Raw genomic sequence first — 17,878 nt, forward strand, 5'->3', positions numbered from 1 at the left:
CTTCCGCCGGACCGGCATACCAGCCGTCCGAGAGCCACAGCTCGGGCTTGGCATAGCCGCCGTCCTCCAGGAAGCCGAGCCACTGGCGGTTGGTCACCAGCGCCCGGTCGATGCGGCCGGCCGGGATCAGCGTCTCGTGGCGGGGGGATTCGTTGTCGAACGAGAACCCCTCTCCCGTGTGGCCGATCCAGGCGATCTCCCGGCGGAGCTCGACCTGACCGCGCTGCGCGGCTGCGTCCGGGAAGCGCCAGTCCGGATCGTAGGCGGGATTGAGCGGATTCTGCGCGAAGGCGTGGAGGATGTCGGTGAGGAGCAATTCCTGGTGCTGCTGCTCGTGATAGAGGCCGATCTCCAGGATCGGCAGCACCATCTCCAGGGCGCGATCGGAGGCTTGGCTCAGCAGGGTCTCGACGGCGCGGTCGATATGGGCCCGGTAGGCAGCGACCTCGGCCATGGTCGGGCGGGTGATCATGCCCCGCTGGATGCGCGGCTGCCGCGGGCCGGCCGCCACGTAGTACGAGTTGAAGAGGTAGTGTAGCCGCGCGTCGTAGATGGCGTAGCCCGGCAGATGCTCCCGCAGCAGGAACTGCTCGAAGAACCACGTGACATGCGCCCGGTGCCACTTGGTCGGGCTCGCATCCGCCATGGACTGGACCTGCTGGTCCTCCGGCGAGAGCGGTGCGGCGCGGCGCTCGGTCTCGTTCCGGACCTGCCGGAAGGCCGCGATCCACGCGGCGCGATCGATCGGTCGTGCGGTGACGGGCGGCGGCGGAAAGGCCGGTGCCCGGGGGTCGTGCGTCTCGTCCGGACGCAGTGCGGCCGTCGCTGCCATGACGATGATCCCCTTAATCCTGCCGCACCGAGAACCATTTCCTCGATTCCGGGCCGGCCGGCAGAAGATATGTCCCGGTTGTGGTCCGACAACCTCTCCGACGAGCATCGGCTCGGCGCAGCCGGTCTGGGGGCACTTCGCCGCGGACGCGCGGCGGTTAACGGAACGGGTTGGGGATCGCGGATCTTTCTCTCGCCGCAGTGAGATCGCCTTAACCCTCACGGCCGAGATTTTGGGACGCTCTTCGAGGAGTCCGGGTTCTCATGCGGATCGATCTGATGGCCGGGGCCAGCCTGTCCGCCGCGGCGCTGCGCAGTGCCGCCGAGCCGACCATCCTGGTCTTCGATTCCGGGCTCGGCGGCCTCACCGTCCTCGACGCCGTGCGGCGCGCCCGCCCGGATTCCCGTTACGTCTATGTCGGCGACGATGCCGCCTTCCCCTATGGCCGGCTCGGGGAGGCGCCCCTCGTCGCCCGCGTCCTCACCGTGATGGAGCGGCTCGTCGCGACCCACAGGCCTGATCTCGTCGTAATCGCCTGCAACACCGCCTCGACGCTGGTGCTTCCGGCGCTCCGGCAGCGCTTCACGACGCCCTTCGTGGGCGTGGTGCCGCCGATCAAGCCCGCGGCCGAGGTGACGCGCTCCCGGATGATAACCCTGCTGGCGACGCCCGGCACGGTGGCGCGGTCCTACACGAGCGACCTGATCGCGACCTATGCCGGCGCCTGCGCGGTCACGCGGATCGGCTCGCAGAATCTCGCCGGCTACGCGGAAGCCGAGCTCGCCGGCGCGCCGGTGGACGATGCCGCCCTCGCCGCGGAGATCGCCCCCTGCTTCGTCACCGAGGCGGACGGCCGGCGCACCGACGTGATCTGCCTCGCCTGCACCCACTATCCCCTGCTGCTTCCGCGCCTGCAGGCCGTGGCGCCCTGGCCGGTGACCTGGATCGACCCGGCCCCCGCCATCGCCCGGCGCGTCGTGCAGCTGATCGGCCCGCTCCCGCGCGAGGCGGATCGGCACGGCTCCGCGCTCGGCGCCTTCACGGNCGGAAGCTGCCTGACCGACGCCCTGCGCACAGCCCTCGCGGCCCGGGGAATCGGTGAGGTCGGCGTGGAGTCGATCCCGTTGCCGATGCAGTAGACGGGCGCGGCGATCGCGGGCGCCACAACGGGCGCCTGAGCCCTGGGATGCGCATCCGCCCGACCGCTCGTGTGAGCGCCGCCGGGCCCGGCCCTCAGTGCCGTGTCCGGCCCACGCGCCCCTCAGGAGGCGCTGAGGCCGGCGGCACGCGGCATGGTCGTCGACGGGGCTGCGGACGCATCGGCTTCGGTCGGAACGATCAGGTGGACGAACAGCATGCCGGCGGCGACGATCAGCGCGAGGGCGATGATCCGCCAGAGTTCGAGGATCGGCTCCTGAGCGGGCGCATCCTGGTGCGGCCTGTTGGTTTCGCTCGGCATCGCTTCCGCTTCTCCGCCTCTGACCATCCGGATCGGACACCCGGAGGATGAACGCCCCGTAAATTCCGCCCTCGATCGCCTCGTCCGATCCGTTGCCGAAGGCCGGGGCCGGCTGCGTCAGCCGGGTCCGGGGCGCGGGTCAGAATCGTCTTCGCCGTGAAGACGATGATGGTGCGTTCGACCGGAAAGCGGATGATCGCCGTGTCGCACCGGAATGGGGCGACAGGTGGACGGCCGCGGCGCATGCGCGGTGCGTCACCGCACAGACGGAGGAGCCGGTCCGTCGGCCGCAGCGCGCCGACGGCGCCGACACGTTCAGGGACGATTTGAACCAATGGCGGGCTTCGATCAGATGTCGAAAGCTGAATACAGCTCGATACTGGGCGTTGATCGCATTCGAGAGTATGGTTTAGCTTGATTCGTGATCGCCCGCGGGTCCGAGCGGCCTGCGGCGGGGCTCCGCTCCGGGAGTGCCTGATGTTCGAGAGCATGTTTTGGGGCGCGGCGCTCGTCGCGCTGATCGGGTCGGCCGCGATCGTGGCGATCGGGGCGAGCTTCCAGCCGGGCCTTAGCCGGAGGAACGAGGTGGATCCGCGCGTGCCGGATCCGCGCCGGACCTTCGGACGCAAGCGCCGGTGGCGGCGTCCGCCGCGGGTGGCACGGCGCATCGGGCCGCTCCCGATGCGGTGAGGGCCGCTGCACCAAAGACGTACATCTCCCGGCGACCATGCGCATGATAATCTCTGATGGACTGCGGGATCGCAGTGTTCACGCCGCGCGGGAGGGTTGGGGACTGATGAGCGTGCGTCAGATTTGTGATCAGGTTCGGATCGCCGAGCAGGCCTTCACTGCCGCCCTCGGCAACATGAAGGACGCGGGCCTGCGCGAGGCGCTGAGCCGCGAGCTTCAGGAAATGGAGAGCGCCGAGATCGAGGCCGGACAAGACGCAGCCTTGGCGCGGTCGGCCTCCTGGAAGCGGGTGAAGATGCTGCATGGCCTCGGTTACCCGGTGGATTTCGGCTGGCTTCACGCCTCCACGGGACAAGCCTGCTGAGCCGGGCGGCCGGAGGGCGATCAGCAACGGTCGATTGTATCCCGGCCGCCGGATCGGCCGGCGCTTTCGCCCGTTGTGCCTGCCGGGCGTTTTCGCGCCCGGCGGATACCGCCGACCTCTCGACCCGGACACGACATGCTGGCTTGGTTTCGGGCCCTGATGCCGCGAGAGGACCGGTTCTTCGACCTGTTCGAGCGTCATGCCGCGACGCTCACGGACGGCGCCGCCGCGCTTCGGTCGCTCCTCGACGGCACGCAAGCCGTACCGGCGGCCTACACGGCGATCGCGGCCCATGAGGATGCCGCGGACGCGATCACCCGGGAGGCGCTTCTGGCGGTCCGCCGGACCTTCATCACGCCCTTCGACCGCAGCGATATTCAGGCCCTGGTCGGGTCCCTCGACGACGCCATCGACCAGATGCTCAAGACCGCCAAGGCGGTCCAGCTCTTCGAGGTGACCACCTTCGAGCCGGCGATGCGCGAGATGGGGGCGGTCATTCAGGAGGCCGCGCAGGTCACCGCCGAGGCCCTGCCGAAGCTGCGGGCGCTCGGCGAGAATGCCACTGCGCTGAACGGCCTGACCGAGCGCGTCATCGAGCTGGAGGGGCGGGCCGACGACCTGCACAATGACGGGTTGAAGGCCCTGTTCAAGGCGTCGGGACAGGACCCCATGGCCTTCATCGTCGGGTCGGAACTCTACGGCCACCTGGAGAAGGTCATGGATCGGTTCGAGGACGTGGCGAACCAGATCAGCAGCATCGTCGTCGAACACGTTTAAGCTGCAGGCCGCCGCGTGACATTCCTCATCGTCCTCATTGCCCTGGCGCTGGTCTTCGATTTCCTGAACGGGTTGCACGATGCCGCGAACTCCATCGCCACCATCGTGTCGACGCGGGTGCTGGCGCCCCGCTACGCCGTATTCTGGGCGGCGTTCTTCAACTTCGTGGCCTTCCTGGTCTTCGGGCTCCACGTCGCCGGAACCGTGGGTTCGGGCATCATCGACGTCGCGGCGGTGGACGACCGGGTGATTCTCGGCGCGCTCGGCGGGGCGATCAGCTGGAACCTGATCACGTGGTATGCCGGCATCCCGTCCTCGAGCTCGCACGCCCTGATCGGCGGCCTGCTCGGCGCCGGCATCGCCAAGGCGGGGATGGGCGTGATCGTCTGGCCCGGCGTGATCGCCACCAGCGCCGCCATCGTCCTGTCGCCGGCCCTCGGCTTCGCCCTCGGCCTGGTGCTGATGCTGGCGGTCTCATGGATCTTCATCCGCTCGACGCCGCACGCGGTGGACGGGCTGTTCCGGGGCCTGCAATTCGTCTCGGCCTCGCTCTACTCCCTCGGCCACGGCGGCAACGACGCCCAGAAGACCATGGGCATCATCGCCGCCCTGCTCTACGCCCACGGCGAGAGCGGGGCCTTTCATGTGCCGCTCTGGGTCGTGCTGTCCTGTCAGGGCGCCATGGCGCTCGGCACCCTTCTGGGCGGCTGGCGCATCGTCCACACGATGGGCTCGAAGATCACGCGCCTGACGCCCCTGCAGGGCTTCTGCGCCGAGACCGGAGGCGCCGCGACCCTGTTCGCCGCGACGGCCTTCGGCATCCCGGTCTCGACCACCCACACGATCACCGGCGCCATCGTCGGCGTCGGGGCTGCGCGCCGGGTCTCGGCGGTCCGCTGGAACGTGGCGCAGGGCATCGTGATCGCCTGGGTGATCACGATGCCGGCCGCGGCCCTGGTCGCGGCCCTGACCTACGCGGCATCGGGCCTCGTGCTGCCGTAGGACGGCCCGCGGACCGGTTGCGGCCCCGCGACGGGCGGGGCCGGATCCGGCGCGGGGTCACCAGCGGTGATGCCAGCCGCCGTGATGCCAGCCGCGGTGCCAACCGCCGTGCCAGCCACCATGCCAGCCGACACGGCGGAAGCCGCCCCAGCGGGAGCCGCCGTGCCATGCGAACCGGCGGTGCCAGCCGTAGCGGTAGCCGTAATGCCACCGGTAGCCGACGCGCCGATAGGCCGGGACGTAGACCACCGGACCGTAGCCGAGATTCGGCCGGCACCAGCCGTAGATGTTGCGGTGAAAACCGGGCCCGCAGCCGTCGCGCGCCTCGGCGCTCGAACCGGCCATCAGGACTCCCGCGGCGAGCGCCACGGGCACGACGAGGGTACGGATCATGACTCACTCCATGGGCGTCCGGCCGCAAGGCCGGACGAGGGACAGGGTGCGATCAGGCGATGCGGCGGCTCAGTTCGGCCAGCAGCGGCGGCCGTAGGGACCGATGTGGAAACCGGCCGGGCAGGAGCGGCCGCGGACATAGCCGCCCCATTGCCCGCCGGTCCGGCAGCCGCCGTAGGGGCCGCGATGCCCGTAGGGGCCGCAGCCGCCGTAGACCTGGACGATCCGGGCGCCGTCGAAGCCGGTGGCGACCGCGTCCTGGACCAGGGGCAGCGCCGAGGCGGGCACCGCGAGGCTGGCGAGGAAGACGGCCGGGGCAAGGCTCTTCAACATCGATGATCTCCTTCTGCTCGATCGGGCTGGCGCGGCCTCTCGGCCGACGGCCCGCGCCGGGGCGGGGTATTGGCCGCGGCGTATGAGCGAAGGTTCGTCCCTGCACGCTTCCCCGATGTGACCGGGATGCGCAGTCCTGTAACGTTGTGTAACCGCCGGTTGCGCGGCCGTTGCCGCGTGCCGCTCAGGACAGGCCCGGCAGGGTCACGACGAGGCGTGCGCCGCCGTTGGCGCCGGCTTCCGCCACCACCGTGCCGCCATGGGCCTCCGCGATCTGGCGGCTGATGGCGAGACCGAGGCCTGTCCCGCCGGTCTGCCGGCTCCGCGACCGCTCGACCCGGTAATAGGGGCTGAACACCGCCGTCCGCTCCGCCTCGGGGATGCCCGGCCCGTCATCCTCGACAACGATCCGGCAGACCGTTCCGGCCCGGCTCACCGCCACCGACACCGACGAGCGCCCGAACTTGACGGCGTTCCCGATCAGGTTGGCCACGACGCGGCGCAGGGCGACCGCGTCGCCGGCCACCGTGGCGTCCCGCACCTCCTCGCCGGTCAGGCTGATGGGCGCGCCCTGGGCCGCGTGCTCGGCGACCTCGACGGCGACGAGATCGGCGAGATCCACCGGCGCGCGGGTCGCCTCGACGGCGGTGCCCCGGGCAAATCCCAGGGACGCCTCGATCAGCGCGGTCATGGCGTCGAGATCGGCCACCAGCTTCTCCCGGAGCGCCGGCTCGGCCACCGCCTCGGCGCGTAGGCGCAGTCGCGTCAGGTAGGTCTTGAGGTCGTGCGAGATGGCTCCGATCAGCAAGGAGCGCTCGGCCATGAGGCCGGCGATCCGCTCCTGCATGCCCTGCACCGCCTGGGCGAGACGCCGGATCTCGGGGGCGCCCGTGGGCGCGCTCATCCGTTCCGGGGCGCGGCCGTCGAAGCGGGAGACCGCGTCCGTCAAGCGCCGCAGCGGCGCGAGCTCGTGCCGCGTGCCGACCAGGACGAGACCGGCCGCCACCGCGCCCAGCACCGCGACCCAGAGGCTCAGGGGCTGGCCGAACAGCCACGGCATGAGCGAGCGGCGGCGTTCGGTGGCATGGATCACCGCGACGCGGCCATCGGGCAACCGATAGGTCGCCATCGCGAGGCGCCCGATCGGTCCGGCCCGCTCCGCCTTGTCGATATCGGCCGGGCCGACGCCGCGGCGCAGCAGGGCGGTGTCGGTATAGGCCTGGACGCGGTCGGCGGATTCGGCCGTCATCCGGCGCAGACGGGCTTCGAGGCGGGGCTCGCGGATCAGGTCGGCCCGGTCGGGTTGCGCATCGACGATCTCCGTTTGCAGCGCTTCGCCGCTCACGGCCTTCAGGATGGCCGGCCTCTGGGCCGGATCGGCGTCGCGCAGCAACGTCATGATGCCGGCGGCCTGATCGACGCGCGGAAACCGCGTGGCGTAGGGCCAACGCTCCTGTCGGCGCTGCCAGTGATCGAGGGCCACCGTGGCGAGGACGAGCAGGGAGAGCGCGCCCAGCAGGAGCAGCATGATGCGTCCGAGGAGGCCGACGCGGCCCATCACGGCGTTCCGGAGCGGACCGGGGCGGCCAGGATGTAGCCGGCGTTACGCACGGTCTTGAGGAGGGCCGCGGCCTGGCTGCCGGCGGCGTCGAGCTTGTGCCGCAGGCGGCTGACCTGAACGTCGATGGTCCGGTCGAAGGCATCGGCGGTTCGGCCGCGGGTCCAGTCGAGAAGCTGGTCGCGCGAGAGCACCCGCTGCGGCCGGGTGACGAAGCAGTGCAGCAGGTCGTACTCGGCGCTGGTCAGAGGGACCTCGGAGGCCGGGTCGCCGATCATCACCTTGCGGGCCGCCAGATCGACGACGAGGTCGGCGACGCTCAGCCGCTCGGGCGCGGCCTCGGGGGCCGGGGCGCCGGCGCCGTTGGCCCGGCGCAGGACGGCGCGGATCCGGGCGAGCAGGACCCGTGGGTTGAAGGGTTTCGAGACGTAGTCGTCGGCGCCCATCTCCAGGCCGAGGACCCGGTCGATATCCTCGTCCTTCGCGGTCAGCATGACGATGGGCGGGCCGTCCGCCTCGCGCAGGCGGCGGCAGATGGACAGGCCGTCCTCGCCCGGCAGCATCCAGTCGAGGACGATGAGGTCCGGCGCCGGGCCAGATGCGAGCAGCCGGTCGAGTGCGGTGCCGCCGTCGAGGGCGACGGCGCGGAACCCCTCGCCCTCCAGATAGCCGGCGAGGAGGGCGCGGATGTCGGGATCGTCCTCGACGATGGCGATGGTGGTGCCCTCGTGCATGGGGCGAGCATAGGGGCGGCCGGCGGGACGGCAACGCGAAACTGCACGGTGTCACAAAACGTTACATGGGCCGTCGGGAGTGGCCGGGCCGTTCCGGGCGTTGCCCGCCGGGCGCTGGACGCGACCGGTGCGGCCGCCGCGCGTGTGGGCGCGTCGCGAGGATGCGACGGGCCCGGCGGATCGCCGAACTGCGGTCCCTCGTCTCGACGGGATCGGAAGCGGCGCCAGATCTCCCCGATACGCTCGGAGATCCCTCATGAAGACCTACACCATCGCCGCCATTCCTGCGGACGGCATCGGCGTGGAGGTCATCGCCGCCGGCATCGCGGTGCTCGACGCCCTCGCCGAGAAGGCCGGAACGTTCCGGTTCCGCTTCGACCACTTCGATTGGGGCTCGGACTATTACAAGACGCACGGCGTGATGATGCCGGCCGACGGCCGCGCGCAGATCCGGAACCACGACGCGATCTTCTTCGGCGCTGTGGGCGCGCCGGACGTGCCCGATCACATCAGCCTGTGGGGGCTGCGCCTCGCGATCTGCCAGCCCTTCGACCAGTACGCCAATGTCCGCCCGACCCGGATCCTTCCGGGCATCACCAGCCCGCTGCGTCACGTCTCGGGGCCGGAGCTCGACTGGGTGATCGTCCGGGAGAACTCGGAGGGCGAGTATGCGGGCGTCGGCGGCCGGGTCCACCAGGGCCATCCCAACGAGGTCGCCACCGATGTCTCGATGATGACCCGCTCGGGCGTCGACCGGATCATCCGCTACGCCTTCGAACTCGCCCGCTCCCGCCCGCGCAAGCGGCTCACGGTGGTCACCAAGTCCAACGCCCAGCGCCACGCCATGGTGATGTGGGACGAGATCGCCGCCGAGGTCGCCCGGGACTTTCCCGACGTCACCTGGGACAAGATGCTGGTCGACGCCATGACGATGCGCATGGTGATGAAGCCTGAGACCCTCGACACGATCGTGGCGACGAACCTGCACGCCGACATCCTGTCGGACCTCGCGGCGGCGCTCGCCGGGTCCCTCGGCATCGCGCCGACCGCCAACATCAACCCGGAGCGCACTTTCCCGTCCATGTTCGAGCCGATCCACGGCTCGGCCTTCGACATTGCCGGCCAGGGAATCGCCAATCCGGTCGCGACCTTCTGGACGGCGTGTCAGATGCTGGAGCACCTCGGCGAGAAGCCGGCGGCCGAGCGGCTGATGCGTGCGGTGGAGCGCGTCACCGCGGATCCGAGCCTGCACACCCCCGATCTGGGTGGACGGGCGACGACGCGACAGGTCACCGACGCGGTCATCGCGGCGATCCGGGGCGACAACGCCTGAGGGGTGCCGGGCCGGATCGCCGCGTTCCGCGTCGCGCCTGCGGGGACGATCCGGCGGCATAGCGTCGATCTGCGATGCGATGCGGTGCGATGGTCCGGGCGGGCGGCGGCGCGCCCGCTACGGGACCGGGGTCGCGAGATCCGGGCTCGGGGTGCCGCAGGCCCGGCAGAAGCGCTCGAAGGTGCTCTTGCGATGCGTGCAGGACGGGCACTGTGCGAAGATGCCGAGCCCGCAATGGGGGCAATAATTCGTGCTCGCATCGTCGAGGGCGAGCGGCCGCTCGCAGCCGGGGCAGACCTTCTTGGCGAGACGGGCCAGGGCTTGGTCGGTGGCGATCTCGGTCCGCCGCTCGGCGTCCGGTCGCGCCTCCACCACGGCCTGTCGCGCGCGGTAGGCGTACAGGGCATTGATCGCGGCGCGGCCCGCGACCAGGGTCACGATCACGCCGACGCCGTACTGCACGTAGCCGCCGTAGCTCGGCAGGTACGGCACGAGTTCGACGAAGAAGGCGAAGGCCGCCGCCAGGGCGAAGCCCCAGACGAACGGCCAGTTGCGGGTATGCCGCCGTTTGAGCAGGAGCCATCCGGCCAGGGCCAGCAGCGGCAGCGTCAGGGCGAGCCGGTAGGCGAAGACGCGCAACTCCTGGCCGCGCTCGGCCGCGTCGAGCTGCTTCTGCGCCGCCGCGCGCAGCTCGTCGTCCATCCGCAGCCGCGTCGCCTCCCGCTCGGACTGCTCGAGTCCCGCCTGCGCCCGGGCCGCGAGGCGCTCCTCGATGGTGCGCTCGGCGGCCTTCAGGGCATCGAGTTGCTGCGTGCGCGCGATCAGGCCGGGATCCTGGTCGACCCGCTGCGTGGCGTCCCGGGTCTTCAGCCAGTTGGCGAAGGTCTCGCGCGCCCCCTCCGAGGCGGACTGGGCCGCCTCGAGGGCGAGCCGATCCTGCTCGACCTGCCGCCGGTTGTCGTCCTGCTCCCGACGGATCTGCTTCAGGGCCTCGGCCGAGGCTCTGGCCTGATCGGTGTCGAGGAACTGCTCGAGGGTATAGCGGTGCTCGACCTGCGGCAGATCGCCGACGACCAGCGATCCCAGCCCGATGAGAAACCACGCGAAGACCACCGCGACGAGCCAGAGCGCCAGCGTGAACCAGCGTTCGGAGAGTCTTGAACCGGACCGCACGCGAATCGCCCTCGCCGAAAACCCAAGCGGGGCTTTATAGCGTGCGGCGGCCGGTGGGATATGCGGGCGAGGCCGACGGCCGGGTCGCCGCCGCCATGTCTGCAGGACCGATCGAGATCGGATCTCGGGCGGGACGCTCGGGCTCGGCGCATCTCGGAAACAATAGAGCCCGCCAACGCTTTGGCGCGCTAATGTCAAATATTTGGTGTCCAGGGAAGACGTAAAATAACTGAGTAAAAACAAGGCTCATGTGGCTTGGTGTGACACAGGCCTAGATTTTGATGCGCATACTTTTTATTCGATCTGTCCCGTGCCGACTTTGGCGTAGTGCCTGGGATGCTTCATCGGTAACCGGTTCAGTGACGGGCTGCTTTCGACTCAACTCGGCCACCCGGATCACCCTCGGCCTTTTCCGCAACCGGTCATTCGTCGGCGATCTGGTGACTCGCGCTCAAGGTGATAGGCGGATCCCGGCGCTTCGCTTTGAACCGGACAACCCACCTCCGGCGTAGGTTGGCTATACGATCTGCTCTTCTCTAAGACCGTAGGCGGCCGGGCCCTGCAAAGCCGTGCCGACCCTCTCCGCGATCACTCAGCCGACCGTGTCCGGTCACGCCGGCGTGCTGGCAGCCGACATCCTGGGCGCGGCGTGCGGACCGGCCGGTCATTCCTGCTCCAGCAAGTTCGTGAAGCTGGCGACAATCCCGGGCATCTGGCTGCCCTTGCGGGACGAGGCAATCAACCGGACCCTGTAGCGCGCCCCGTCCGCCCCCTCGACTATCCGCTCGGAGGGCCGGTTTGCCCTCAGCACCGCCGGGATCTCGTCCAGCAGCCATGTCAGGGGGATCGGCGCCGAGAAGTTGCGCAGGGACCGGCCGACGTCGCTCGGCTGCAAGCCGAAGATCTGCGCCGCTGCGCTGGTGAACATGCGAATGCGGAGATCCGACGTCAATAGCACGCTCGCGACGTTCATGCCCTCGAACAGCGTAGCCTGATCGTCGATCAACTGGTCGATGGCCTCGATCTTGGACGAGAGCTCGAAATTCACCGTCTGAAGCTCCTCGTTCAGAGACTGCGTCTCCTCCTTCGAAGCCTCGAGCTCCTCGTTGGCGGCCTGCATCTCCTCGTTGACGGAGTGGAGTTCCTCATTCGAGGATTTGAGCTCCTCAAGGGAGGTCTCGTATTCTTCGATCACAGCTTGAAGCCGTTCGCGCGTGACGCTCAATTCGCGCTCCAGGCCTTGGAGCGCCGTGTCCCGCTCGTTCGCCTCGAGCGCTTGCTGGCGTTCCTTCTCCAAGGGTGCGGCGGCCTCTTTGAACACGACCAGGAACAGTGGCTCGATTGCGCCGGGCGTGTTCAGCGGCTTGACCACCAGAGAGATCGATTGGAAACGGCCGTCCGGCAGCTCGACGCCTATGCCGTCCCGAACGACCAGGGTGTTGCCCTCGATCGCCTCGCGCAGGGCCGTCCGGAGATCCAGCCGCAGGCCCTTGCGCGCCATCGCGGCCAGCTCCCGGGTCGGCTGGCCAGGCACGACCTCGAGGTGATCGCCGATCCGCGACGAATAGTGCACGGCCTCGCCGGTCCGCGTCACGACCGCGTGGGGCGGCGTGAACTCGGACAGCATCTGCGTCTCGACCGCGTGCCGCAGGGCCGCGTGCGTCGTCACGTTCCGCCGCTGCGCCTGGCCCACACTCCCAAAGATCGGCGGTTCCGCCCCGGATATCGGCCGCAACCGGACGGGCGGGATCGCGTCGCGAGCCTGGAAAATGCGGTGCTGCTTGTCGATCGTCTCGAACAGGTCCTCGAACCGCGTCACGTTCTCGGACATGCCGATGAACAGGTAGCCGCGTGGACGCAGGGCGTAGTGCAGCACCGGCAACAACTGCTGCTGGGCCTCGATGCCGAGGTAGATCATCAGGTTGCGGCAGGAGACGAGATCGAGGCGTGAGAACGGCGGGTCCCGCAGCACGCTGTGAGGGGCGAAGGTGCACAGGTCGCGTACGGCCTTCGCGACGACCGCGCTGTCGCCTTCGACGACGAAGTGCTGCGCGATCCGCTCGGAAGAGACGGCGGACAGGTAGGCGCTCGGGTAGCGGCCAGTCCGCGCGACTGTGAGCGCGCGCTCGTCGATGTCGGTGGCGAAGATCTGCACGGGCGGCGGATCCGCCAGGGTGAGCATGTGCTCGCGCAGGAGGATGGCCAGGGAGTAGACCTCCTCGCCGGTCGAGCAGGCCGGCACCCAGATCCGTACGACATCGGTCGCCGCGCGTGCGTCGAGCAATTTGGGGATGACCTGGGTGGTCAGGGCCTCGAAGGCCGCGGTGTCGCGGAAGAAGTTCGTCACGCCGATCAGCAGGTCCCGGAACAGCACCCCGACCTCAGCCGGGTCGGCACGCAGAAGCTTGAGGTAGCCGTCCGGCCCGGCCGCGCCGACGACGCTGATGCGCCGTTGCAGGCGCCGCACGAAGGTGCTGGGCTTGTACCCCGAGAAGTCGTGGCCGACCTGCCGGCGGAGGATGGTGAAGATCTCGGTGAGGAACTCGGCGTCGTGCTCCCGCGGGACCGCGTCGACCTGCGCGTCCGGCGCTGCGGCGACGTGCGCAGCGACATGCGCTGCGATCCGGTCGCCCATATGCTCGGCCATCTCGCCGAAATCGACGAAGCCGGTCCGCAGCGAGCTGAGCGGCATGTCGGCGGTCTCGGGGCCGTAGCCATCCGCGGTCTGGGCCAGGGTCAGGCCTCCGTGCTCCTTGATCGCCTTGACGCCGATGGCGCCGTCGCCGTCGCCGCCGGACAGGATCACGCCGACCGCGCGCTCGCCCTGGTCGAGGGCCAGGGCGGTTAGGAAAATGTCGATCGGCTTGGTCTCGCGGGCCGCCCCGAGCGGTGTCAACGTCAGCCGGCCGTTCGCGATGCCCATGACGCAACCGGGCGGCATGACGTAGACGGTGCCCGGCTCGACCGGCACACCGTCGGCGGCGGCCTCGACCTTGAGCGGCGTGAGCCGCGCCAGCACGTCCGGGAGCAGGCTCTTGTGCTCCCGGCCGAGATGCGTGACGACGACGAAGGCGGCCCTGAGCGTCTCCGGCACTCCGCGGAAGAAGCCCCGCATCGCCTCGATGCCGCCCGCGGATGCGCCGATGCCGACGATCGGAAAGTGGTCCTGATCTATCACCGCGTTCTGAACCTTCGGATCGAGGCCGCGCCGTTCGTTGGGTCCCGGCATCATGCGTTCTCGCCCAACGTCGAGGATGGCCGCGCGGATCAACTTTGGTGCGTGGCTTCCTGCACGACGTAGGCGAGGCAGCGTGCCCGGGCCTCGGGGCTCTTCAGCCGCACGAACAACCGCAGCAGCGCTACCGCTTCGGCGAGATGATTCGCGCCCTCATCGACAGTTTCGATTGCCGGCATATCGGCAGGATCGGGCGTCAGAAAGGTCGCGACCGGGACGCCCAGGGTCTGGGCGATGCGGAATAGAGAGCCGCGGGCGTCGTCTTGCGGATCGTCACCGTTCATCATGACCTTTCCGCCGATCCCTGCGTCGCGTCGATCAATGCACAGCGATCCCGGCCGACCGCGGTCCAATCACGCCAGCGACGCGACGCCCGACATGATTGAGCACACGCCCGAGAAGCAGGCGGGTCTGGGTGTCGGTATCGTCTTCCGCGGCCTCGTAGGCATCGATCAGGCTTGTTACCAACCGTTTCGAGGGGCCTGGGTGGTCGCTCTCATTGGGTGCCTGCGGTCGAGCGGTGTCTTGTTCGCGGGCGCGCCGCACGAGATCGCGGGAAGCCTGGAGCGTCCGCCGCGTCTCCTCGGCTGCCGCACGCAGCTCACGGGCAACCTCAAGGTACCGATCTGCGTGAGGGCGGTCGGTCATGGGCGCTCCGAGTTGCACTGCATGCCCGCGCGTGGACGACTTCAGCGCGGAGCCTGGTATCGTGCACTCAATTTCTGGGTGCATCAATCCGAAGATCGAGTTCGATCGCAATAAGAGGGATCAATCGTCAGCATCCATCATAAGTTGGTTCTTCCAGCTCTTCGGTTGAGGCGAAGGGATGCGAGGATACGCGTCAAATTTCCAGGTCACCTCTTCGCCGACCACCGCAAAGCGGACCGTTCCAGGGTTTGCTTTGGGTCGAGGACGGGTGGGACGGCGATGTCTGATACATCGCCAAACCGCCCGAAAACGGACCGGCAGAAATCCACCCCAAACCGTCGTGAAGACGGACGGCACGCATCCGATGCGTGCGCCACCGGCAGCTCCCTCCACCTGCGTCGTGTAGCGCGGTGTCCGTATCCCGAACGTTGTGCTCAGCGCCGGCTTTCTAGGTCCGCCCGCGCCGGCACCATTCTGCCGCGGCCCCAGCGCGCGTTGTAGGCGTCCAGAGCCGCCATCATCGGACCGTGTCCGGTCCAGCGCGCCGACGCACGCGGAGAGTGCGACAGTGGCGCGAGATCGCGGTCGTAGATGCCGGCGCCCTCCATGGACGAGCCCCTGATCCGCCACAGGAAGGTGGCGGGCGGGTTCGGCACGAGCCAGCGCGGCAGTTCCAGCGCGCCTTCCAGGAAGTCGTCGGCCGGCGACGGGAAGCCGGCGCACAGCGCCTGCCCGATCAGGGGCACGCGGACGGCGTCGGGACTCTCAAACAGCAGCGCGTCGATCGGGTGGACCGGCACGGGGCTCAGGCCGTCCCGGCGCGGCATCGTGCGTATCCGCGGGAGATCAGCCGACCCTGGGCGAGCACGCGCGCTTCGGCGTCTCGCAGGTCGGTGAGCCCATCCTCCACCGCCCGAACGAGGGCGGCCCAGGCATCGCCGGAGGCGGCCCGGTGATAGGCCAGGGCGATCACCTCGGCCTCGGACAGACGGATCTCCACAGGCGGTTCGTGCCGTTGGGCATGCATCCGGATCACAACCTCGACTAGAACATATCGGGAACAAAGCCCGATGGTGCGGCGTGGTTCAATGGCCGTGTCGGATCCCGCGGAGATCGCAGTGGGCACGTGTGGAGAGGTCGGGAAAACGCCAATGCCGCGGAGGCTTTATCGCTTCCACTGCCTGGGAGGCGGTGATGCCGTGTTCGACCTGCAGGGGCGGTGGCTGTCGAGCATCCGCGAGATCCGGCAGCACGCGGACCGGGTGGCGCTGGGCCTGATGGAGGGGGTCGGCTGTCAGGACTGGACCGTGTGGTCGGTGGACGTGCGCGATGCCGCAGGCCGGCCCGTGCTGTTCCGCGCGTTCACTGCGGTACGGGTCGGCGGCACGTCGGCGTAAGGGCGGGATCGGCACCATGGCGATGACGACCAGCTTCGTGGTGCAGCCGTTCGAGATCCACCGCAAGCGCCTGCGCCCGGCCCGCCAGGAGCCGGCGCAGACGGAGAGCGGCGCGCTGAAGAAGGCCGAGACCCTGGCCAAGCGGATGCCAGGTGCGGCGGCGCTGAAGGTTGTGGCCGACGACGAGACCGGCGAGCTGGAGGGCGTCACGATCCTCGGGCAGTGGGGCGAGGTGCCGGACGACTTCGCCGAGAGCTTGCAGGGCTGATCGTCTGGTTGCGGGCATTTTGGGGGCTCGGGCCTGTCGCGGAGCGAACACGGCTCGGCCCCTGCGCGGCGCGGTGGTTCGTGACGCTGCCCGGATGCGATCTGCTCGCCGAGATCGGGACGGATGAGCCACCTGAGACTTAAAAGTCACGCGCCGCGTGCTCTCCGATTTGGACGGGCAATTTCGCGCTTGCGAAAGCATGTCTGTGTGAGTGTATAGCCGTTCTATCAGTCGCAACCAAAATTGGTGCGATGTTGGATATTGGGCAAAACTTATGTTCGAATTTAGGGGCTACAATATCCCGGTAGATCTATTGAACATGACAGGAGGCGGAACCGACAGCTTCGAGGCTATTTCCGACGGTCATATATATCTCCTGAGGGAATTGTTGCGTCTTGACAGCAAACACAATATCTTGGAGATCGGTTGCGGCATTGGTCGTGATGCCATTCCATTGACGAAGATCCTGAGTGATCAAAGCAAATATCTTGGCATTGACATCATCGAAAGATCAATAAACTGGTGTAACGAAAATATTTCTGCAAAGTATTAAAATTTCAAATTTGTGCATTTCGATATCAAGGACCAGCTGCACAACCCTCTTGGAACACGGACCCTGGATGAGTTCGAAATTCCCTGTGCGTCGGACTCTGTTGACCGAATAATATTGTGGTCTGTATTCACGCACATGGCAGAACATGATATCTCATTGTACCTCAAGGAATTTCGGCGCGTATTGAAGCCAGGTGGGATGGTCTTTGCAACCTTTTTCATCATTAACGATGAAATCGCCAAATCGGCGCGCGCAACGAACCGGACAATTTTCGATCTGCGCTTCGAGCATCTTTACGCCGACGGTTGCTTCATCAATGATCCCGTTCATCCAATGGGCGCCGTTGCTTACACCGTGCCGAAGGTCAGGCAGATTATCGAGGCGAGCGAACTCAAATTTCGATACCCGATCCTGTTCGGATCATGGTCTGGGCTGTTCCCATCGTCAGCGACCGACGCGGGCCAAGACGCTCTCGTGCTCTACAAGGCCTAGGGTTGCGGCTGAGGGACCGTCACAGTGAAAGCGCCACGCGGCGGCTGCCGGTAGAGCTGAATCGAAGATGGGTCCCTCGGCCGAAGCCGCTGCGATCGAACGGGCGCGATTCAGGGGCCGTTCCCCCTACGGAGCACCCGCTCGCCCGGCCTCGATAGGCTCCCTGGATGGGGAGCGCTTGATCTCGCCGACGTGTTGGCCGAACTGATACGCAAGGCGGCTCGGGTTCAGGACGTCCGCGGCGGTCACCGGGCCATACCGATGCCGGCCACAGGATGGTTCCGCACCGGAAATCGGGGCGCGATACAACCCAGCGCGGCGGCGACGGCGAAGCTGAAGATTGGTCCGGGAAGAGCCGGGCAGAGCGTCGCATGCGGTGAGCTCATTGCCTCACAGGCGGCGCGTAGGGCGATAATCGCGACGTGGTTCATCGCTGAGCCTGAGCGACCGCCCCATATTGACGTCGGCGTAGACCGCGCGGAAATCAGATATCGGATGCGGCGTCGGCTCCAGTCCGCGCTCCCTTTATTGACCGGCGGAGTGAAGGCCTGTATTTGCGGAGCGCAACGGGGCGGAGTCATTGAGCCCGAGCACGGTCGAGGGGGTGGAACGTGCGTGTCAGCGATCTTACCGGACT

At 68.2% G+C, this 17,878-nt stretch carries 21 protein-coding genes and 1 pseudogene; 10 read left to right on the forward strand and 12 right to left on the reverse strand.

Annotation, left to right across the window (positions count from 1 at the left end; translation table 11 throughout):
* On the reverse strand, nucleotides 1–832 hold an 832-nt coding region (locus tag I53_RS11625), incomplete at its 3' end, for a DinB family protein (RefSeq protein ID WP_043350763.1).
* 263 nt (nucleotides 833–1,095) lie between these two features.
* Here I53_RS11625 and murI point away from each other — a divergent pair.
* A complete protein-coding gene (murI, locus tag I53_RS11630) occupies nucleotides 1,096–1,971 on the forward strand; it encodes a glutamate racemase (protein ID WP_043350765.1) in 876 nt (291 codons plus the stop codon).
* Between the two features lie 122 nt (nucleotides 1,972–2,093).
* Here the strand turns inward: murI and I53_RS11635 are convergent, their stop codons facing one another.
* The gene (locus I53_RS11635) at nucleotides 2,094–2,291 is read right to left on the reverse strand and encodes a hypothetical protein (RefSeq protein ID WP_043350768.1); all 198 of its coding nucleotides are present in this window, start codon (nucleotides 2,289–2,291) and stop codon (nucleotides 2,094–2,096) included.
* Nucleotides 2,292–2,768: 477 nt separating this feature from the next.
* Here I53_RS11635 and I53_RS11640 point away from each other — a divergent pair, with 477 nt between their 5' ends.
* The 4 genes from I53_RS11640 to I53_RS11655 all read left to right on the forward strand — a co-directional run bounded on the left by I53_RS11640 (nucleotide 2,769) and on the right by I53_RS11655 (nucleotide 5,124).
* Nucleotides 2,769–2,981, forward strand: coding sequence for a hypothetical protein (locus I53_RS11640; RefSeq protein WP_043350771.1), 213 nt, complete (start codon nucleotides 2,769–2,771; stop codon nucleotides 2,979–2,981).
* 106 nt (nucleotides 2,982–3,087) lie between these two features.
* Nucleotides 3,088–3,345: a hypothetical protein gene (locus tag I53_RS11645; protein ID WP_043350773.1), complete on the forward strand. Its 258-nt coding sequence runs from the start codon at nucleotides 3,088–3,090 to the stop codon at nucleotides 3,343–3,345.
* 135 nt (nucleotides 3,346–3,480) lie between these two features.
* The gene (locus I53_RS11650) at nucleotides 3,481–4,122 is read left to right on the forward strand and encodes a DUF47 family protein (RefSeq protein ID WP_043350776.1); all 642 of its coding nucleotides are present in this window, start codon (nucleotides 3,481–3,483) and stop codon (nucleotides 4,120–4,122) included.
* Between the two features lie 15 nt (nucleotides 4,123–4,137).
* A complete protein-coding gene (locus I53_RS11655; RefSeq protein WP_043350779.1) occupies nucleotides 4,138–5,124 on the forward strand; it encodes an inorganic phosphate transporter in 987 nt (328 codons plus the stop codon).
* Between the two features lie 57 nt (nucleotides 5,125–5,181).
* Here the strand turns inward: I53_RS11655 and I53_RS11660 are convergent, their stop codons facing one another.
* The 4 genes from I53_RS11660 to I53_RS11675 all read right to left on the reverse strand — a co-directional run bounded on the left by I53_RS11660 (nucleotide 5,182) and on the right by I53_RS11675 (nucleotide 8,142).
* On the reverse strand, nucleotides 5,182–5,517 hold the full coding sequence (locus I53_RS11660) for a GCG_CRPN prefix-to-repeats domain-containing protein (protein ID WP_043350781.1): 336 nt from the start codon (nucleotides 5,515–5,517) through the stop codon (nucleotides 5,182–5,184).
* 69 nt (nucleotides 5,518–5,586) lie between these two features.
* A complete protein-coding gene (locus I53_RS11665; RefSeq protein WP_043350784.1) occupies nucleotides 5,587–5,850 on the reverse strand; it encodes a GCG_CRPN prefix-to-repeats domain-containing protein in 264 nt (87 codons plus the stop codon).
* 184 nt (nucleotides 5,851–6,034) lie between these two features.
* Complete coding sequence (locus I53_RS11670) at nucleotides 6,035–7,408, reverse strand: HAMP domain-containing sensor histidine kinase (RefSeq protein WP_043350786.1); 1,374 nt, start codon at nucleotides 7,406–7,408, stop codon at nucleotides 6,035–6,037.
* Complete coding sequence (locus I53_RS11675) at nucleotides 7,408–8,142, reverse strand: response regulator transcription factor (protein WP_043350789.1); 735 nt, start codon at nucleotides 8,140–8,142, stop codon at nucleotides 7,408–7,410. The genes I53_RS11670 and I53_RS11675 overlap by 1 nt, the downstream gene beginning before the upstream one ends.
* A 256-nt stretch (nucleotides 8,143–8,398) precedes the next feature.
* Between I53_RS11675 and I53_RS11680 the strand changes: the two genes are divergently transcribed.
* Nucleotides 8,399–9,475 (forward strand): tartrate dehydrogenase, encoded by a 1,077-nt coding sequence (locus tag I53_RS11680; RefSeq protein WP_043350791.1) that lies wholly within the window; start codon nucleotides 8,399–8,401, stop codon nucleotides 9,473–9,475.
* Nucleotides 9,476–9,592: 117 nt separating this feature from the next.
* Here the strand turns inward: I53_RS11680 and I53_RS11685 are convergent, their stop codons facing one another.
* The 6 genes and pseudogenes from I53_RS11685 to I53_RS11705 form a co-directional block, all read right to left on the reverse strand.
* Complete coding sequence (locus I53_RS11685; RefSeq protein ID WP_043350794.1) at nucleotides 9,593–10,648, reverse strand: zinc ribbon domain-containing protein; 1,056 nt, start codon at nucleotides 10,646–10,648, stop codon at nucleotides 9,593–9,595.
* Nucleotides 10,649–11,312: 664 nt separating this feature from the next.
* Entirely contained in the window at nucleotides 11,313–13,880 is a 2,568-nt protein-coding gene (locus I53_RS11690; protein WP_187294341.1) for a CheR family methyltransferase, read from the reverse strand.
* Between the two features lie 35 nt (nucleotides 13,881–13,915).
* Nucleotides 13,916–14,170 carry a hypothetical protein gene (locus tag I53_RS11695; RefSeq protein WP_236961604.1) on the reverse strand — a complete coding sequence of 85 codons (255 nt, stop codon included), beginning with the start codon at nucleotides 14,168–14,170 and terminating at the stop codon, nucleotides 13,916–13,918.
* A 31-nt stretch (nucleotides 14,171–14,201) separates the two neighbouring features.
* Nucleotides 14,202–14,531: a hypothetical protein gene (locus I53_RS33165; RefSeq protein WP_148291122.1), complete on the reverse strand. Its 330-nt coding sequence runs from the start codon at nucleotides 14,529–14,531 to the stop codon at nucleotides 14,202–14,204.
* 509 nt (nucleotides 14,532–15,040) lie between these two features.
* Nucleotides 15,041–15,331: pseudogene (locus tag I53_RS35060) on the reverse strand (LexA family protein); the annotation flags it as partial.
* 5 nt (nucleotides 15,332–15,336) lie between these two features.
* A complete protein-coding gene (locus tag I53_RS11705; protein ID WP_306307432.1) occupies nucleotides 15,337–15,531 on the reverse strand; it encodes a hypothetical protein in 195 nt (64 codons plus the stop codon).
* 151 nt (nucleotides 15,532–15,682) lie between these two features.
* Here I53_RS11705 and I53_RS11710 point away from each other — a divergent pair, with 151 nt between their 5' ends.
* The 4 genes from I53_RS11710 (at nucleotide 15,683) to I53_RS31210 (ending at nucleotide 17,241) form a co-directional block, all read left to right on the forward strand.
* Nucleotides 15,683–15,928: a hypothetical protein gene (locus tag I53_RS11710; RefSeq protein ID WP_043350796.1), complete on the forward strand. Its 246-nt coding sequence runs from the start codon at nucleotides 15,683–15,685 to the stop codon at nucleotides 15,926–15,928.
* A gap of 16 nt (nucleotides 15,929–15,944) precedes the next feature.
* Nucleotides 15,945–16,196, forward strand: a complete 252-nt coding sequence (locus I53_RS11715) for a hypothetical protein (protein WP_043350800.1) — start codon at nucleotides 15,945–15,947, stop codon at nucleotides 16,194–16,196.
* A gap of 319 nt (nucleotides 16,197–16,515) precedes the next feature.
* The gene (locus I53_RS36120; protein ID WP_187294342.1) at nucleotides 16,516–16,749 is read left to right on the forward strand and encodes a class I SAM-dependent methyltransferase; all 234 of its coding nucleotides are present in this window, start codon (nucleotides 16,516–16,518) and stop codon (nucleotides 16,747–16,749) included.
* Between the two features lie 12 nt (nucleotides 16,750–16,761).
* On the forward strand, nucleotides 16,762–17,241 hold the full coding sequence (locus I53_RS31210; protein WP_083936038.1) for a class I SAM-dependent methyltransferase: 480 nt from the start codon (nucleotides 16,762–16,764) through the stop codon (nucleotides 17,239–17,241).
* The last annotated feature ends 637 nt before the right edge of the window (nucleotides 17,242–17,878 follow it).

The organism is Methylobacterium sp. B1 (assembly GCF_000333255.1).
Taxonomy (GTDB): domain Bacteria; phylum Pseudomonadota; class Alphaproteobacteria; order Rhizobiales; family Beijerinckiaceae; genus Methylobacterium; species Methylobacterium fujisawaense.

What these genes read in the sequence shown, in the direction of transcription:
- I53_RS11635 (WP_043350768.1), bottom strand. Translation starts at nt 2,291, where the DNA reads ATGCCGAGCGAAACCAACAGGCCGCACCAGGATGCGCCCGCTCAGGAG.
- I53_RS11640 (WP_043350771.1), top strand. Translation starts at nt 2,769, where the DNA reads ATGTTCGAGAGCATGTTTTGGGGCGCGGCGCTCGTCGCGCTGATCGGG.
- I53_RS11645 (WP_043350773.1), top strand. Translation starts at nt 3,088, where the DNA reads ATGAGCGTGCGTCAGATTTGTGATCAGGTTCGGATCGCCGAGCAGGCC.
- I53_RS11650 (WP_043350776.1), top strand. Translation starts at nt 3,481, where the DNA reads ATGCTGGCTTGGTTTCGGGCCCTGATGCCGCGAGAGGACCGGTTCTTC.
- I53_RS11660 (WP_043350781.1), bottom strand. Translation starts at nt 5,517, where the DNA reads ATGATCCGTACCCTCGTCGTGCCCGTGGCGCTCGCCGCGGGAGTCCTG.
- I53_RS11665 (WP_043350784.1), bottom strand. Translation starts at nt 5,850, where the DNA reads ATGTTGAAGAGCCTTGCCCCGGCCGTCTTCCTCGCCAGCCTCGCGGTG.
- I53_RS11670 (WP_043350786.1), bottom strand. Translation starts at nt 7,408, where the DNA reads ATGGGCCGCGTCGGCCTCCTCGGACGCATCATGCTGCTCCTGCTGGGC.
- I53_RS11675 (WP_043350789.1), bottom strand. Translation starts at nt 8,142, where the DNA reads ATGCACGAGGGCACCACCATCGCCATCGTCGAGGACGATCCCGACATC.
- I53_RS11680 (WP_043350791.1), top strand. Translation starts at nt 8,399, where the DNA reads ATGAAGACCTACACCATCGCCGCCATTCCTGCGGACGGCATCGGCGTG.
- I53_RS11690 (WP_187294341.1), bottom strand. Translation starts at nt 13,880, where the DNA reads ATGATGCCGGGACCCAACGAACGGCGCGGCCTCGATCCGAAGGTTCAG.
- I53_RS11695 (WP_236961604.1), bottom strand. Translation starts at nt 14,170, where the DNA reads ATGATGAACGGTGACGATCCGCAAGACGACGCCCGCGGCTCTCTATTC.
- I53_RS33165 (WP_148291122.1), bottom strand. Translation starts at nt 14,531, where the DNA reads ATGACCGACCGCCCTCACGCAGATCGGTACCTTGAGGTTGCCCGTGAG.
- I53_RS11710 (WP_043350796.1), top strand. Translation starts at nt 15,683, where the DNA reads ATGCCGCGGAGGCTTTATCGCTTCCACTGCCTGGGAGGCGGTGATGCC.
- I53_RS11715 (WP_043350800.1), top strand. Translation starts at nt 15,945, where the DNA reads ATGGCGATGACGACCAGCTTCGTGGTGCAGCCGTTCGAGATCCACCGC.
- I53_RS36120 (WP_187294342.1), top strand. Translation starts at nt 16,516, where the DNA reads ATGACAGGAGGCGGAACCGACAGCTTCGAGGCTATTTCCGACGGTCAT.